Genomic DNA, 15791 nt, shown 5'->3' on the forward strand with positions numbered 1-15791 from the left:
CGTGTGCCTGTATTGATAAAGAACCGTTCTGCGGTGAGTAAGCGAGTGGTGTCAAGAGCCGTTGTCACTTCAATCGTTTTGGATGACACAAACCGTCCCACTCCAACGATCAGTTCGTGACCCAGAGCAGTTTCTAGATTGTGCAAATTCATTTCACGCATGGAGTGTACGACAGATCGTTTGCGCCCAATTACGGCTGCTAAATCAACAATGGGTGCATTGGCTTTAACACCGTAAGCAGCGCTGTGTCGCACAGTATTGGCTACCTCTGCGCTGGCAACCATCGTTTTGGTAGGGATGCAGGCGATGTTGATGCACCCACCACCAATCATGGTTAAGCTGCGTTCCACCAGAGCGGTTTTACGTCCGTCCGCGACTAGCGCTGGTGCTAGGGTTTTACCTGCTTTGCCACTGCCGATAATAATGTCGTCGTAGTATTCAGGGTTCATTGCACATCTCCTTTAAGATGCTGTCTTGGTACACAGCTTCAATTTGGCTGAGATCGTCTGCTGTTCGTTAATGTCTCTTGCAGCGACCTTATATCAGCGGGGTAGCGCTCGCCTGCGGCCACTCCTTTTGGTGCAACAACTTCAATTCGGTTCAGGTCGTCTGTTGTCATCTGAACTTCTGTTGCTGCAACGTTCTCCTCCAGATATTTGCGCTGCTTGGTACCCGGAATGGGAATGATATCTTCTCCTTGGGCTAACAGCCATGCCAGGGCGAGTTGACTGGGCGTTGCTCCTTTTTCAGCCGCAATCGCCTTTACCTGCTACACTAATTGCAGATTTTTGTAGAAATTCTCTCCCTGAAAGCGAGGGGAAGATCGGCGGTAGTCGTCTTCTGAAAAATCATTTGGGCTGGTGAATCGTCCTGACAAAAAGCCTCGACCCAATGGACTGTAGGGCACAAATCCAATACCTAATTCCCGCACTGTGGGCAGAATCTCATCTTCGGGATCGCGGCTCCAGAGGGAATATTCTGTTTGCAGGGCGGAAATGGAGTGAACAGTATTAGCCCGTCGAATCGTGGCTGGAGTGGCTTCTGAAAGTCCTAGATAGCGCACTTTTCCCTGCTGCACCAGTTCCGCCATTGCACCAATCGTGTCTTCAATGGGGACTTCCGGATCAATCCGGTGCTGATAATAAAGGTCAATCACATCTACACCCAACCGCTTCAGCGATGCATCACAGGCTTGATGCACATACTCTGGCTTACCGTTAATACCGTTCCATCCACCCTCTGGCGATCGCACAATACCAAAGTTGGTTGCGATCGCTACTTCAGTAAACCAAAAAGTTTTTTAGAAGCTTTACCAAGCAAACATTTCAGCCAAAGTCAGAGATATCACAAAACAACGTTTTGTTGAGCATTTCAGACGATCACCCTAGTCATCTTCAAGCGATCGCTCTAAGATCCCTCTAAAACCAATGGTCAATACTCCTGATTAACGATGGCTGAAACCCTTGTTTTTTCGTTGGCTTTTAAAAGTTTGTGGTTTACTGACTTGATCGCGACGGTCTTTGATGGCTCTGCCTACCAACTCTTCATTGGTAAAGGGTCCATAAGCTAATCGGCAGTATCCAATAAGGTAATGCCGAGTTCTAATGCCCGGTGAATCGTGGCGTAGACGCGAAGCGGCTTGTCGTAGACATCGCTTCTCGATCGTCCTGTCCACCATAGAAATCAGACATTCCCATACAGCCCAGTCCTAGTTCTGAAACCACAAGCCCTTGATTGCCGAGTTTGCGTGTTTTCATTGGTAGTTTCCTTGATTTGTTTATAAAACTCCGAATTGCCAACCGAAACAGTGTTAGAGGTCTAATCTGCGGTGTGGACACGCTTTTGAGAACTCAGCGCAAAATGTTCTATGCAGAAACCGCAAAAGATCCTAACCTGCCAGAGGAATGTTTTTCGTTATTGCACGATAAATCCACCATCAACTGTGAGCGATTGTCCAGTGACAAAACTAGAAGCGTCTGAACAGAGCCATAGTACAGCATTTACCACTTCTGACGGCATACCAATCCGACCGATTGGCTGCCCTTTGATGAAATCCTCGGTCGCTTTTGGATTTGCTTTGAAAAGGCGATCGAGCATTTCGGTTTGAATTGGACCCGGACTGACGGCATTCACCCGAATTCCTTGCTTGACAAATTCTAATGCCACTGATTTTGTTAGCCCTTCTACAGCGTGTTTACTAGCGGTGTAAATCGGCACTATTGCACCACCGACTAAACCCAAAACTGAACTAGTATTGACGATCGCCCCACCGCCACTTTTCAACAAGGCTGGAATCTCATGTTTCAAAGACAACCATACCCCTTTAACATTGATATCCATGATGCGATCGTAAGTAGCTTCGGTTTGCTCTGCTAACGGTGTGGAATCTTGTTCCACTCCAGCATTATTGAAAGCAATGTCGAGTCTTCCATAGTGTGTCATTATTTTCTCAATCAGTATCTGCACATCGGCTTCTTTAGAAACATCTGTCGTCACAGAAAAGCCTTCCCCACCCATTGCTTGAATCTGTCGAATTGTTTCTTCACCTTCAACTTGCCGACGACCTGCAACAACTACTTTTGCTCCAGCTTGAGCTAGAGCGATTGCGGTTGCTTTACCAATCCCTGATGTTCCACCTGTAACGAGTGCGACTTTTCCAGATAACGTAGTCATTGTTAATTTCCTTGGGTGTATTTTGAGACATGATTCACTGAAATAGGGTGTCATAACATCCACTCCAAGTCTGTTGCAGCAACTCGGAGGCAACACGACCGATATCCGCCGTCGCAATCATCGGCACAGGTTTATCCAACGGTTGCAGGAAGCTTTGGATAATGCCACTCTCTCTGGCGGGTACTACGTCCCAAGCTGCGTTCTCCATAAACCAGGCGGGACGAAGAAAGGCGATCGGCATCGGCAGATCCCCCAATACTTGCTCTAATATCTGAAGTTGAGTCAGTAGGTTCGACTGGGTTGCCTGTGCGCCAATGGTGGACAGGCAGACGACTTTGCCCGGATGCACTGCTGCGATTGCAGTACGCAGAGCAGCGACAATTGCCCGTGTTTCGGGAAAGCCCGGTGATGGCGCAAAGTTTGGCGGAATCACAACGAAGACACCCTCAGCTTTTCTAAAAGCTGTTGTGAGCGCGTCAGCATCGTTCATGTCCGCCAGGGCAACTGCACAACCCTCCTCGACCCAGGCAGTTCCCTTCTTAGCATCACGGATCACAGCGCAGACAGACTGATTGTCGCTCAACAATTTGCGGGCGACGGCACCGCCGACCTGACCTGTAATTCCAGTAATAGCGTACATTTCGCTCTCCTTGTAAATAGCAGACAATTGATAAACATCTTTCCAAGCTTCCGGCTTAAATAAAGATCCTTAAAACCATCTCCGGGAGTGAATTTTAGCGATTTTCCCCAAATATTATGCTCTAACAAGAGTATTCCAATCACTTCTATGTGCTAGCTCAAGATCGTCGAGAAATGAGATATTTTTCTCAACGGGATCGCGGTTAATATGCAGGTGATTAGGGGGAAAATCAGGATCGGTATAGCCAACGGCTATACCGCAGAGGATCGATAATTCCGGTGGGATATTTAACTCGCTGCGAATGATTTCAGGATAAGCGGCTAGCGAAACCTGAGCGCAAGTGCCCAGTCCACGAGCAGTCAGACTCAGCATCAGCGTTTGTAAATAGATCCCTACACTTAAAGCATCTGCATCGCCTAGTTCTCGGTGCATACAGACGATACCGACCATTGGGGCATCAAAAAATTCGTAATTACGCAGAACGGCTCGTTCTCGACTCGCTGTATCCTCACGAGCAATTCCCATTGCTCCATAGACTTGTTCACCTAGTTCCTGGCGGTAATGCTGGAATGCCTCTGGCAGTTGAGCGATTTTGGGTAGCTGAGACTCGTCAAAATGCTGCGCTTGCTTTAGCAAAGCCTTTTTCAGTTGATCGCGTCGAGTACCTTCAGCAAATACTACCCGCCACGGCTGGGTATTGGAATTCGACGGCGCGAGCTGTGCTAGAGCAAGAGCTTCATCGAGTAAAATTCGCGGTACGGGTTTGGATAAGAATTTTCGGGTTGAGTGCCGGTCTTTGATAGTTTGGTCGAGATCGAATATGTTTAATAAACCTCTATGAGAAAGAGTACTGACAATAGTTTTCGGTTAAGGGGAAAAGAGGAATGGGAAAGGGAAAAGAAAAACCCTTTAACCCAAACCCAGTAACCTTTTCCCTAAACCCGATTCCGAGTTAAAAGTGCAAAACCCGAGAAGTATTGAGAGAACTGAAGATTCAATTTTTCCTACAAGTTTGGCGCATCAAGATCCGATTGTTTTTATACACCTCTAAAGTTCCAGACTGCGGGCTATCTAACGTGCCATCCCACACCCAATATTCATAGTTTCTATTCCGAAACTTATACACTTGAACACCTTCTGTCGCTTGCTTAGTTCCTTTGCCCAAACTTAAATGACCGTTGGGATTGGTCGCCCGATAGAGCAGTTCACCAGAATTATAATTCTGCCAAATATTGATGTTGTTACCGCCTTGGCATTTAGTACTCAGGATGATGCCAGCAGTTGAATCAGCAGAAGCTCTTAAGGAAAAATTAACTAAGACACTGATTGGCAGAGCAAGGAGTAACGCGGATCTTTTCAGTAGTGTTTTCATTGTTTTCATTTAGTGTTGTAAAATCAATTTTTTGGTCTAGTTTTTTCATGATGATGAGTCCTGTGTCCTGTGGGGAGCAATGCGAAAAGCCCCCCACGTTTGCCACCTCACAAAATCGTGTTGCTCCCGTCCTGTGATTGTCCAACATGAGTTGTCATAAAGCGACGGATATGATCTGCGATCGCATCTCCTTCCTCTTCTAGGGCAAAATGTCCGGTATCGAGTAAATGAAACTCAACGTCTTTGAGATCGTCCTTGTAGGGATAAGCGCCTTCGGCTGGGAAGATGTCATCATTCTTACCCCAAACAATCAGAGTAGGTGGCTGATATTTGCGAAAATACTCCTGCCATTGCAGATATAATGGTGGATTCGTGCCATAGCTATAGAGTAGCGCCAGCTGAATCTCATCGTTGCCGGGACGATCGAGGAGAGGTTGATCCATATTCCAGGTATCAGGGCTGATCGCTTCCAGATTGCGAACGCCGTTGGTATATTGCCACTTCGTTGTTTCCAAAGTGAAAAAGGATCTGAGCTTGTCAGCATTCTCAGGAGAACGGTCTTGCCAGTAGGCTTTAGCTGGGTTCCAAAATTCGCCGCGTATACCTTCCTCATAGGCATTCCCGTTTTGGACAATCAGCGCTTCCACTCGCTCTGGATATTTAGCTGCAATTCGATAGCCAATGGGAGCGCCATAATCCATTACGTAGAGGCTATATTGCTTGAGATCGATCGCCGTAATAAATTTCTCCACGATTTGGGCCAAGCGATCAAACGTGTAGTCAAACTCATCCACAGTTGGCATAGAACTGTTGCCGTAGCTCGGATAATCGGGGGCAACTAGATGGAAGCGATCGGCAAGCGCAGGTATCAGATTGCGAAACATGTGAGATGAGGTCGGAAAGCCGTGTAACAGAAGAATCGTTGGATTACTGCGGGAACCAGCTTCTCGGTAGAAGATATCTAAACCATCGATTGAGATTGTGTGAAATGTGGTCATGACTCACCTGAGATATTTGGGTGTTTAAATTCTGAACTGCTATTGGTTCAGTCCTTTGACTCAGATAAAGAAGGCATTCATGCCGTCAATGTCAGAGAGGAAGGTTTCGAGTGCGGCAATCCTGTTATCCTTGAACTGACAGACCGTAGCCAAGTACTCATCAAGTACCCGATCGCCCTGTCGGGCAGTATTGTGCAGAGACAGAGCCACGTTGTCTCGGCCGACAAGAATGTGCTGTAGCTCGAAGTTCAGCCCATAGCTCGTAATTTTGCGGGCGCGATCAACTACGGCATCAGCTCCATTTGCAGTGCCTGAGATCATGTTGTCGCCCGGCAGTGTCCAGTGTGCGTCGTCAGCCAGGAGGGCGCGCATTGCACTCCAATCCCGTGCAGCGATTGCTGTTTGAAAACGACGAGCGATGTCGAGCTTCGCATTGCGATCGGTCACTTGTGCAACCACTTCTGCCTGAGAACGTTGATTCATTGTCATAATCGTGATTCTCCTGTTCCAAAATTCGGTTCTTCGCATTCATGCTGCGTTCTAATGACAGAAATATCCCCAGTCCACCTTGGAGCCGTTAATGCATTCCGCCAGGAACAGATAATTTTGAATTAGTCTCAAGTTCAGACTAAAAATAAGTACCTGTAGTCATCTGGGGAAACGTTATCCTGCCATTAGCTTCAATCAAGAAGGCAGAAGGCAGAAGGCAGAGGGCAGAAGGTTTACATCAGTTGGGGATTCAGACCCCTCCTTAACAAGAGCCACCAAATTTTCAATTTGGTGGGGGTCTTAAACCCTTACTCCCTCCGGTCGTAGCTTCAGCGCTGGAATTCAGAATTCCCTTCTGCCAACTGAGCCTCCTGCCCTCTGCCTTTCCTGATAACCAAGGTTTGAATGGGCTTTTCTTTGTTCTTCTCCAAGCCAGCTTGAACTATATTGCAACGTCGATTACGATTTTGCCCACCGATGTGCCTTGCTCTACGGCATTGTGGGCATCCAGTGCGGTATCCAACGTAAAATGGCGAGGATCAACAATTGGGCGTAGTTGACCTGCATCCGCCAACTGCGTAGCCTGATGCAGAATCTCACCATGATGAGTACGCCCTTCACCATTCAGTAGAGGCAGAAGCACAAATATGCCTGAATACGTAGCAGCCTTCCGCGAGAGTGGCATCAAGGAGTGCTGACCCCAGCCGTAGCTACTAACGACATGTCCGTAAGTGCGTACTGCCTGAAATGCATCGTCTAAAGTGGAACCACCAACGGTATCGTAGACCAAATCAAATCCGTGACCGTCTGTATACATTTGTACAATCTGCTCAATTGATACACTGTGGTAGTCTATCGGCACAGCACCCAGTTGTTGCAGCATATCGTGCTTAACAGCCGAGGCAGTGGCAAACACTTTGGCACCACGCGCTTTGGCAATCTGCACAGCGACATGACCAACACCGCCAGAGCCGCCAAGTACGAGGACTTTCTGACCATCGCGTACATTAGCGCGATCGACAAGTCCTTCCCATGCAGTCAAGACCACCAAGGGTAAAGCTGCGGCTTCACGCATACTGAGGTTGGTTGGTTTTTTTGCCAGTAGATCGGGATCAACTGCGGCAAATTCAGCGAGTGAACCTTGCAGTCCACCGACTCCACCCGTCAGTCCGTAGACCTCATCACCGACTTTAAACGCGGTGACATTTTGTCCAACTGCTTCAACGACCCCAGCCAGATCGGTTCCCAGCACGGCAGGGAGTACAGGTTTGGCATGAGGCGCTTTACCTGTGCGGATTTTGCTGTCGAGGGGGTTGACACCGCTTGCCTTGATTCGCACCAAAACCTGTTTAGCAGTCGGTTCCGGTCGGGGAATTTCGGCGGTACGAAATGTTGCAGTTTGAAAATCATCTATAATCAGCGCGTGCATAGTTGGTGATGGCTTCACCTATCAACTCCTTACTTATATATATTGTTGCTAAAAGTTTCTCAATTGCAGCCCTACCAATAGTGATATGAAATTTACCAGCATTCAAACTATGTGTTATGCCTGACTTCTGCACCGATTTTGTTCATTGTTCTAAGACGATTGCTATGTTCTCCTAGCATCATGCCGAGGGTAAAGTTCCAGGCGAACCCAAAATTTCGTCGCCGATCTCAACGCAAATACGTTCAAACAGCTCCATATCGGGTGTTTCTTTCTCATCCAGCGTACCAATTGCTGCGATCAACCGAGCAAAGCCACTTGGCGCAGCAACGACCAACACGCGAGCTGGCTGATCGTTAAGCACGGCGACGGTGTGGGGTGTGGCAGTAGGAATCAGGAAGCTTTCACCAGCACTCAACACAGCCTTCTTCTCACCTGCCCAAACCGTAAACTCCCCAGACAGTACATAGATTTGTTCAGAATAGCGTGTGTGGCGATGGAGGGGTATTTGTGTACTAGGAAGGAAGTAGCCTTCGATCAGATCGTACTGACCTGCGGTAGTTGCGTGATCTGCAATGATGCTGAGGCGAGAGCCAAAAAACCAGAGAGATTGTGTCATCGGATTACTCATGTTGATTAATTGTTTGCCTAATCAGGAGCCGTTAAGAAATAATTTTTACGCTTGTTGATATCTATGAAGTTTACTGAGGAGTATCTCTAAGCCAATGAATGTCTCTGCTTGAGTTTTTTCACTGCACATTTAATAGTTACAAATTTTTCGCAATATAACCTCTACCATTTGAACGTTTTAGTAGAAGTTATACAACTCACACACTATTTAAACCTTTTTTAAAAGATCATTGCTTTTAAAAACAATTTCTCTTTGCTCCCCGCAGTTGGATGCGATCGCTTCATTTAGTAGATGTATAGCTTCCTCGTGGAGTGTTTTTGTCTGGGATTGCAGCATCACCCGTTCTGAACACACGAGCGTGAAGAATAGCCGTTCTCCCAAAGTTGCTACGCCAACTAAGCGATCGTTTTTGACACCTGTCGTCACTACAGGCCCATAGATAGCCTGAAGTTTTAGCTCTCCAAACTGTTGCGCGATCGTCAAGCGCATGAGATTGCTAACGGTTATATCATAGTCCAATTGGTCTTTAAATACTTGTAAAGCATCATCAGGACTCTTGAAGGTAGATAGCCATTGTTGAAGTTGAAAAATCTTCCCAAACAGCTTGTTAGATGTCATACTTTGCTTGAGTTGTTGTTTAGCAGAACGAGCGACTTCCCAAAAATTGGCATCAAAGCTTAAGAGGTGCGATGTCCGTTCAGCACCAATATATAAACTGAGATTTTCCTGGTTTGCAGATGTCAAGTATGATCTGAGATTAATCGGTGACGTACAGTTGAGGTTCTGCGTCTGTTTTGAATGATTTTGCTGGCGGACTGCTAAGAGAAAAGCGGCACAAATCGCAGCATGAACACTCGTTTGTTCTTGCCGACAACGAGCTATGAGCAAGTGCGTTGTTTCGGGTGAAAGTGAACCAGAACTGACAAATGAACGGTTAGGTTGCTTCGCATATTGCCCAACTGCAAAAGAATCACTGATGAATGTAGGAATTGGCTTTAGCAAAGAAACTTTTTCGGGAGTTCGATCGACAATCAAATCCTCTAGCGACGGAGGTACAGATAAAGACTGTCCGAATGTAGTGGGTGTAGCGTACACCGAAGGGGTTGCTGTAGGCATCGCCTGCAAAATATCCCGAATTAAGTAAGTTACAGAAATACCATCAGCGATCGAGTGATGACATATCACAATCAATTCTGATAATTCTGCGCCATTGCTAGAGTGAACCAAGACAACCCGCACTAACGGAGCTTGCGACCAAATAAAGGGCGTTGCGATTTCTTGCTCAACTTCTCGCTGCCATAGTTGTTCGGATAGCCTCTGCACAACCCGCAGTGGAATATCAGCATGGTCTTCGACAAACCAAGGGTGCTTTGCTTCATCCAGAGCAATCCGAACTCGGAGGAATGGATGCCTTTGCTGTACAAAGTTTAATGCTTGTTGAAGTTGAGTAACTGTGAATTTTCCTTTGATTTGGGCTGTGAGAGCGAAATGTAAGGAATGAGCTTGATCGTGGAGCCAGAAGTTTTGCTCTCCCGCACCCAAAGGGCGATAGACCTCGAAAGATTGCATATATTTAATTAATCTCCAATAATGATGCTGAGGCGAGAACCAAAAAACCAGAGAGATTGTGTCATTAAATTACTCATTTAATTAATTGTTTGCGTAATCAGGAGCCGTCAAAAAATAATGTTTATATCTATGAAGTTTACTGAGGAGCATGTCTAACCTAATGAACGTCTCAGCTTAAGTTTCTTTGACTACACATTTAATAGTTACAAATTTCTCGCAATATAACCTCTACCATTTGAAGGTTCTAATAGAAGTTATACAATTCACACACTATTTAAACCTTTTTTAAAAGATCATTGCTTTTACAAATAATTTCTCTTTGCTCCTCGTAGTAATACTTTCACTACTAGATTTATGCAATTATATTGCAGTCTACTATCGCAATAAGAAACTGGAATTAAAACGTATTTTTAACTAAGTTATACCAATTCTGTATGAAGATGTATAGAAAGAACCTCTCCCAAATGAATATGCATAGAAAGAACCCCTCCCAACCTCACCAAAGTATCAGGGAGGTTGGGAAGGGTCAAAATAATGTGCAGCTTCACAGAGAATTGATATTATTACAAATAGCTGCAAGTTTCATCCTTTAGGAGTAGTAATTAAACTCATGCTTTATTGAAAATAAATACTTGTCAATTTCGCAAAAATAATCGTAATCGATCACGGGGCGATCGCAAGTTGCAAAACAACGCAACGATCCAGCATCCAGCCTTCATTTTCAATCAAACCAAGCACCTATACTCGGTAGTATTTTGAACAACTATGGGTATGAGTATCATCGGATGCTGTTGGCGAAATATTTCTTCACATTTGAAAACCTTACAAATGCTAAAGCGAACAGACGTTGAGGAAAATGGGATGATGTTAATCAACAAGCATCTACCATCACCTGCGGTGAAGGAGGAATTGAGTGATTCAACCGCAAGCCATAGACCCCATCCCAGAAGAAACAGTGCGTGTGGCTCGTGCCGCTTTCCCAAAAGGCAATCTCTACATGACCATGAGGGATGAAATCGGTACTCTCTACAACGACCAAGATTTTGAAGCACTGTTTCCAACACTTGGGCAACCCGCTTTTAGTCCTTGGCGGTTAGCTTTGGTCTGCGTCATGCAATATATCGAAGACATGACTGACAGACAAGCAGCAGATGCAGTTCGCAGTCGAATTGATTGGAAGTATGCACTTTCTCTCTTATTTGACAGACTCAGGCTTTGATTTTAGTGTACTCTGCGAATTCAGAGTCCGCTTAATTTCTGGAAGTGCCGAACAAAAATTACTAGATATCTTGTTAAAGCAATTTAAAGAAAAAGGAATTATCAAAGACAGAGGAAAACAACGTACCGATTCAACCCAACAAGAGGAAAATTCTAGCAATATTCTAGAGGATCAATTATTTAATTTAAAATCTCAGGATTTAAGAAATTTCTTTACTAAATTAGGTCTAGTAATTCAGTTTAGAAACCCAGTCTGCATTGATAGCTTGCATAAAAGCAGTGTATCTGTGTTAGCTCATACGGACAATGTATTTAGAGGTGAAGTATTTTATATATTGCCAATGATAGTTGAACCAGTTCAAGTTAAAAGGGTAACTATTATTCATATTAACACTTGAGAGTTGAAGCTAAAGTAATTAATTACCACAATTGATAAAACCCCAATTTATTATAATAAATTGGGGTTTTAGGTTATCAAAAATGATTGAATACTGCAATAGGAGCTTTGCTATAAAGCCTTACTCTATGTAATTTGTATTCTTCAATAAATGCTTGACCTGAATTAGCTAACCACTCTACAAACTGAATCGCTTCAATAGGTGGAGTAGTGTTCTTTAACATTGCTAGGCAAGGATTGAGCAAAATATCATTAGGATTAATATCCCCAGCTTCACAGAAGACACGAAGATTTTTACGTTTGTCAGGATCTGCCCAGTTCCAAATACCACGGTCAGTCAGAGTATAGTAAGCTCGCTCGTTAGCTTCTTGGAGAGCAGTATCAGGATAATGTTCTTTGCTTTTAAGCGGAAGATACCACGAATCGGTTCCAACTTCAGGTAAACGACCAAGAATTTTTTCAAATATTTTCCGTTCTATAAAATTGGTAGCAGATTTGTCATTGCGTGTTAAAAAATAAACACCAGATTGACCTGAAGCAATCTTTTTAAAAAGCTTTAGTACTTGATGATTAGAGTAGTGCGGTGTAAGTTCTTCAGATATAGGTAAAGCTGCTGGATTGGTAAGAGAGCCTATGAGAGTGAAATGATCGCGAAAAATATAGACCGGTGCAAAACTAAAATTACGTTCTTTGTACTCTTTATATACCCGTTCGATTCCATAAGCCCAGCCGACATCAATTGAACCATTAGCTAAACCTTGTAGTGTCTCCTCTGTATCTGATTTTTTCCAAGCAATACAATATTCTGCCTTTGTTTGTGCCAAGAAAGACTCAGCCATATAGTCTACAAAGCGAGTGATTCCAGCCCCGCCATTGCCAATAATAAATCTAGGTTTCTCTTCTTTACAAAAAGAAGAAAAAATAATGCGATCGCAATCATTTATTTGGGCTTCTTTTTTCATGGTTTTATTCAGTAGGTAAGAGCGTACGTAGATAGGTATAACGACCTGCAATACTAATCGCTCAAACCTGCAATCAAGACATTTACAAACCAGGATTAAATGCAACTATAATTGCGCTTCAGGCAGGATTAAATGCAACTGAGCCAGGATTATTTGCAACCAACCTGCTTTTCCTCTGTTTGAGCCAGGATTAAATGCAACTATAAAAGTAAAAAAAACGAACGTTTTCTTAACTGGGTCACTAGTAAGGCTTAGAGTTCCTTTTACCGTTGTTTTTTCAGTAAATAAACTCGTAAAGAATTCAAAGTTAATTTATCAAACTCTCACATGAGTTTTTTGACAAACCCTTGTCAAGGAGAGAAAACTCAACCCTAGTAAAGTGTTAAGCTTATTTGCAATTAATTCTGGTCGAAACGGATGATTGCAGGCTGGTTGCATTTAATCCTGGCTCAAATGAAATTATAGTTGCAAATAATCCTGGCTCAATACAGCGATGATTGCAGGTCGGGGGATTTATAATTGCAGGTCACTACAGTTATCTTTCCCCTTTAAAAGGTTAATCAATTATCATCCGCTTTCAGTTGTTCACTAGAAAATTGATTTTCTCTTCACAATCCAATAACTCTGTAAAGCTTCAAGAAACTATATAGTTATTTTCGTGCCCAGATTTGTGTCACACGAGGGATGCCAAACAGTGTTGTTTCGTCCTCTGCCAACTCTCTTATTTGCTCTATAGTTTGCTTAATCTCTTCTGGTGTTGTTATTCCAGAAGAAATAAAAGCATCAGCTGCCTCTTTGAGTGACAAATCTATTAAACGCTTAGTTTCTTTGTGAACTGCGACAGGCTGCACTAAAAAAATTTCTCGCGTCAGCAAGCCAGCATTTTGAAATATTTGGTAAAGCTGGCTTCCCATACAAAAGTGCTGGCTACGAGTGTTACCTAGTCTAAGGAAAAGCTCAAAACAACGGTCGTAGCTAGAGTTAGCAGGTTGACAAAAAGCAGTGCTAAAGTCGGCTTCCTCACACACTAACAATCCATTCGGCTTGAGTAGTGCTAGCATTTGTTCCAGTGCATCTTTAGGGCGAGTCAGATGGATTAGCAAAAAGCGGCAGTAAACTAGGTCAAAGGAGTTATGAGGTAATCCTGTATTGTAAGCGCTGCCCAAGACAAATTTTACATTGCTCAAGCCAAGTGCGTCTGCATTTCCTCGTGCCTGTTCTACCTGCTCTGTACTCACATCTACACCAATAACTGAACCGTTGAATCCAACTTGTTCGCCTAACCAAGTGGAAACACTTCCAATACCGCAACCAATGTCAGCTATATGCATTCCTTCGCAGAGTCCAACTCGCGCAAGTAAAAACTCTGTATATGGCTTATGGATTTGGTGAAGAATTTGCAATCGATTTGCGCCTTCTTTTCCAGTGGCTAGTGTATAACGGTCATCATGTATCATTTTGTATTCATCTTGGAACTGCTTGACTTAACTAATTATTCTTAAATCTATATGAAGAATTAGAGCGTTTTTAAATCTTGTAATTCGTAATTAGGAGGTTTAATCACCTATTACAAGGCTTACAATTACCAGTTATATTAATAACGCCCTTTTTGTGTCAGATAGTCACATAAAATTAGTTTACCTGGGTCGCTTAGACCGGAAATTATCTCCGGTCACTTCAATGGCAAGCCGATTAATTTTGATGAGTGAATAAGTGCGAACGCACCTAATCCAACCTCATAAAAAAGCTGACTGTGATTTAGGCAGCTTTTCGATTAGGATGAAATAAAAAACGCTAAGGCTTATATACGAATGGCACTAAGAAAAGCCCAAAGGCTTGTGTCGTCTTGTTCCCAGCCTCCAGGCTGAGAATGTATTTCAAGTGGGCTTCTGCCTCTTGTCAAGCTAATGGAGGCGGCAGCCCTCCCAGAATGGGTTCCCAGCTTAGAGGCTGGGAACCAGTCAGAGAAAGGACTGTATTTTTTCTTAGTGCCATTCCACTCTGAGTTGAAATTTTTGGACAATCGAGTGATGGATGAACCTGTCCATCTCGCAGTGGAAGGTTGTCTCCAACTTGAGTTAGAGTCTAAAGCCAATCTATCTGCTTCGGTACTTTTGGTAAAGCCGTTATAATTTTCAGGGAAGCGGTGAGTGATAAGGATTTTCATGTATATCCAACACTTCCCATGTACGAGGATTCACTTGTCCTGTAACTGGAACTTTGTACCGTTTTTGTAAATCCCTTACCGCAGATTCGGTAATGGAACCAAATACTCCATCAACAATTGCACCACGCGGATTTCCTAATCTGACTGCTGCTGCTTCTAAAAAACTATTATCTAAGAGAATTTTCTGCAATATTTTAACGCTTTTACCTCGATCCCCGGGATGCAAGGTGGGTAATGATAAATCGGTATACGCTGTTGCAACCAAAATCGGAGGTTTTTGTATTGGAAATGTTACTGCGATCGCTGTACTAGTTAGTGAAACTCCAATCAATTCTGCTATCAGTGTTGTTGATAAGAATACTTTAGACAACACAAAAGTAATTTGAAAAATCGATTTTTGAAGTTTTACTGATTTCATTAAGCATCTCCTAATGTGTTAGTTTGCTCATGCAATATAATTTCAAGAACTTCTATGATCCAGCCCATTCTTGAGGCTTTTAAAAACCAAAACCACTTGTCGTTGGTATATATGTTACCTAGAACACCGATTCATTAATCGGAAGAGCAGGTAGAGTTGTTTGCAATAGCGCGTGTGGAGATGGGGGGTGTTTGTGTGCCGGGAAGAAAGTAGCCTTCGATCAGATCGTACTGACCTCCTGTAGTGGTGTGGTTGGCAACGATGTTAAGGGAAGTACCAAAAAGCCAGAGAGATTGTGTCATTAGATTACTCATGTTGATTAATTGTTTGCCTAATCAGGATAGGATCTGTCAAAAAATAATTTTTACGCTTGTTGATATCTATGAAGTTTACTGAGGAGTATCTCTAAGCCAATGAATGTCTCTGCTTGAGTTTTTCACTGCACATTTAATAGTTACAAATTTATCGCAATATAACCTCTACCATTGGAACGTTTTAGTAGAAATTATACAAGTCACACACTATTTAAACCTTTTTTAAAAGATCATTACTTTTACAAACAATTTCTATTTGCTCCTCGTAGTAATACTTTCACTACTAGATTTATGCAATTATATTGCAGTTTTCTATCGCAATTAGAAACTGTAATTAAAACGTATTTTAACTAAGTTATACTAATTCTGTATGAAGATGTATAGAAAAAACCTCTCCCAAATGAATATGCATAGAACAGAAATGTTGAATCCTAATACAAAACTTTACATATTTAATTACACTAACTCTAAAAAGCCTAAAATAGTCAACATGACATCATCTCCTCAAACCAATGAA

Annotated in this window: 15 protein-coding genes and 2 pseudogenes; 2 read left to right on the top strand and 15 right to left on the bottom strand. The window is 43.3% G+C overall.

From position 1 onward, the window contains the following. From HWQ38_RS10900 to HWQ38_RS10955, 12 genes and pseudogenes are all read right to left on the bottom strand, one after another. Positions 1-449: FAD-dependent oxidoreductase (locus HWQ38_RS10900; RefSeq protein ID WP_292793141.1), on the bottom strand; the 449-nt coding region annotated here is incomplete at its 3' end. A 38-nt stretch (positions 450-487) separates the two neighbouring features. Further along, a pseudogene (locus tag HWQ38_RS10905) lies at positions 488-1273 on the bottom strand (aldo/keto reductase). 328 nt (positions 1274-1601) lie between these two features. Further along, complete coding sequence (locus HWQ38_RS10910) at positions 1602-1757, bottom strand: hypothetical protein (RefSeq protein WP_292793144.1); 156 nt, start codon at positions 1755-1757, stop codon at positions 1602-1604. Between the two features lie 157 nt (positions 1758-1914). After that, positions 1915-2673 (bottom strand): SDR family oxidoreductase, encoded by a 759-nt coding sequence (locus tag HWQ38_RS10915; protein WP_292793146.1) that lies wholly within the window; start codon positions 2671-2673, stop codon positions 1915-1917. Between the two features lie 34 nt (positions 2674-2707). After that, positions 2708-3313, bottom strand: a complete 606-nt coding sequence (locus HWQ38_RS10920) for an NmrA family NAD(P)-binding protein (RefSeq protein WP_292793148.1) — start codon at positions 3311-3313, stop codon at positions 2708-2710. Between the two features lie 114 nt (positions 3314-3427). After that, positions 3428-4171, bottom strand: coding sequence for a nitroreductase (locus HWQ38_RS10925; RefSeq protein ID WP_366933266.1), 744 nt, complete (start codon positions 4169-4171; stop codon positions 3428-3430). 136 nt (positions 4172-4307) lie between these two features. Continuing rightward, a complete protein-coding gene (locus tag HWQ38_RS10930) occupies positions 4308-4685 on the bottom strand; it encodes a hypothetical protein (RefSeq protein WP_292793150.1) in 378 nt (125 codons plus the stop codon). Positions 4686-4792: 107 nt separating this feature from the next. Next, positions 4793-5683, bottom strand: a complete 891-nt coding sequence (locus HWQ38_RS10935) for an alpha/beta hydrolase (RefSeq protein ID WP_292793152.1) — start codon at positions 5681-5683, stop codon at positions 4793-4795. Between the two features lie 60 nt (positions 5684-5743). Further along, positions 5744-6172: a nuclear transport factor 2 family protein gene (locus HWQ38_RS10940; protein ID WP_292793154.1), complete on the bottom strand. Its 429-nt coding sequence runs from the start codon at positions 6170-6172 to the stop codon at positions 5744-5746. A gap of 442 nt (positions 6173-6614) precedes the next feature. Continuing rightward, positions 6615-7619, bottom strand: coding sequence for a zinc-dependent alcohol dehydrogenase family protein (locus tag HWQ38_RS10945; RefSeq protein ID WP_292793156.1), 1005 nt, complete (start codon positions 7617-7619; stop codon positions 6615-6617). A 160-nt stretch (positions 7620-7779) separates the two neighbouring features. After that, positions 7780-8217 (bottom strand): cupin domain-containing protein, encoded by a 438-nt coding sequence (locus tag HWQ38_RS10950; RefSeq protein WP_292793158.1) that lies wholly within the window; start codon positions 8215-8217, stop codon positions 7780-7782. Between the two features lie 219 nt (positions 8218-8436). Next, positions 8437-9798 carry a condensation domain-containing protein gene (locus HWQ38_RS10955; RefSeq protein WP_292793159.1) on the bottom strand — a complete coding sequence of 454 codons (1362 nt, stop codon included), beginning with the start codon at positions 9796-9798 and terminating at the stop codon, positions 8437-8439. A 916-nt stretch (positions 9799-10714) separates the two neighbouring features. Here HWQ38_RS10955 and HWQ38_RS10960 point away from each other — a divergent pair. After that, positions 10715-11153: pseudogene (locus HWQ38_RS10960) on the top strand (transposase); the annotation flags it as partial. 337 nt (positions 11154-11490) lie between these two features. On the opposite strand, the gene HWQ38_RS10965 reads toward HWQ38_RS10960, so the two are convergent. Next, positions 11491-12375 (bottom strand): hypothetical protein, encoded by an 885-nt coding sequence (locus tag HWQ38_RS10965; protein WP_292793160.1) that lies wholly within the window; start codon positions 12373-12375, stop codon positions 11491-11493. Between the two features lie 650 nt (positions 12376-13025). Continuing rightward, positions 13026-13832 carry a methyltransferase domain-containing protein gene (locus HWQ38_RS10970; protein ID WP_292793162.1) on the bottom strand — a complete coding sequence of 269 codons (807 nt, stop codon included), beginning with the start codon at positions 13830-13832 and terminating at the stop codon, positions 13026-13028. Positions 13833-14282: 450 nt separating this feature from the next. Between HWQ38_RS10970 and HWQ38_RS10975 the strand changes: the two genes are divergently transcribed. Continuing rightward, the gene (locus HWQ38_RS10975) at positions 14283-14507 is read left to right on the top strand and encodes a hypothetical protein (protein WP_292793164.1); all 225 of its coding nucleotides are present in this window, start codon (positions 14283-14285) and stop codon (positions 14505-14507) included. Between the two features lie 3 nt (positions 14508-14510). On the opposite strand, the gene HWQ38_RS10980 is transcribed toward HWQ38_RS10975, so the two are convergent. After that, positions 14511-14960 carry a peptidoglycan-binding domain-containing protein gene (locus HWQ38_RS10980; protein WP_292793166.1) on the bottom strand — a complete coding sequence of 150 codons (450 nt, stop codon included), beginning with the start codon at positions 14958-14960 and terminating at the stop codon, positions 14511-14513. Positions 14961-15791: the final 831 nt, after the last annotated feature.

The sequence above is a fragment of the Nostoc sp. NMS7 genome (genome assembly GCF_017115085.1).
In the GTDB taxonomy this organism is placed as follows: domain Bacteria; phylum Cyanobacteriota; class Cyanobacteriia; order Cyanobacteriales; family Nostocaceae; genus Nostoc.

Bases quoted from the DNA above. Each gene is read 5' to 3' on its own strand.
- HWQ38_RS10955 (WP_292793159.1), bottom strand. From the start codon at position 9,798: ATGCAATCTTTCGAGGTCTATCGCCCTTTGGGTGCGGGAGAGCAAAAC.
- HWQ38_RS10975 (WP_292793164.1), top strand. From the start codon at position 14,283: ATGGAGGCGGCAGCCCTCCCAGAATGGGTTCCCAGCTTAGAGGCTGGG.
- HWQ38_RS10980 (WP_292793166.1), bottom strand. From the start codon at position 14,960: ATGAAATCAGTAAAACTTCAAAAATCGATTTTTCAAATTACTTTTGTG.
- HWQ38_RS10920 (WP_292793148.1), bottom strand. From the start codon at position 3,313: ATGTACGCTATTACTGGAATTACAGGTCAGGTCGGCGGTGCCGTCGCC.
- HWQ38_RS10965 (WP_292793160.1), bottom strand. From the start codon at position 12,375: ATGAAAAAAGAAGCCCAAATAAATGATTGCGATCGCATTATTTTTTCT.
- HWQ38_RS10950 (WP_292793158.1), bottom strand. From the start codon at position 8,217: ATGACACAATCTCTCTGGTTTTTTGGCTCTCGCCTCAGCATCATTGCA.
- HWQ38_RS10940 (WP_292793154.1), bottom strand. From the start codon at position 6,172: ATGACAATGAATCAACGTTCTCAGGCAGAAGTGGTTGCACAAGTGACC.
- HWQ38_RS10970 (WP_292793162.1), bottom strand. From the start codon at position 13,832: ATGATACATGATGACCGTTATACACTAGCCACTGGAAAAGAAGGCGCA.
- HWQ38_RS10930 (WP_292793150.1), bottom strand. From the start codon at position 4,685: ATGAAAACACTACTGAAAAGATCCGCGTTACTCCTTGCTCTGCCAATC.
- HWQ38_RS10910 (WP_292793144.1), bottom strand. From the start codon at position 1,757: ATGAAAACACGCAAACTCGGCAATCAAGGGCTTGTGGTTTCAGAACTA.
- HWQ38_RS10915 (WP_292793146.1), bottom strand. From the start codon at position 2,673: ATGACTACGTTATCTGGAAAAGTCGCACTCGTTACAGGTGGAACATCA.
- HWQ38_RS10935 (WP_292793152.1), bottom strand. From the start codon at position 5,683: ATGACCACATTTCACACAATCTCAATCGATGGTTTAGATATCTTCTAC.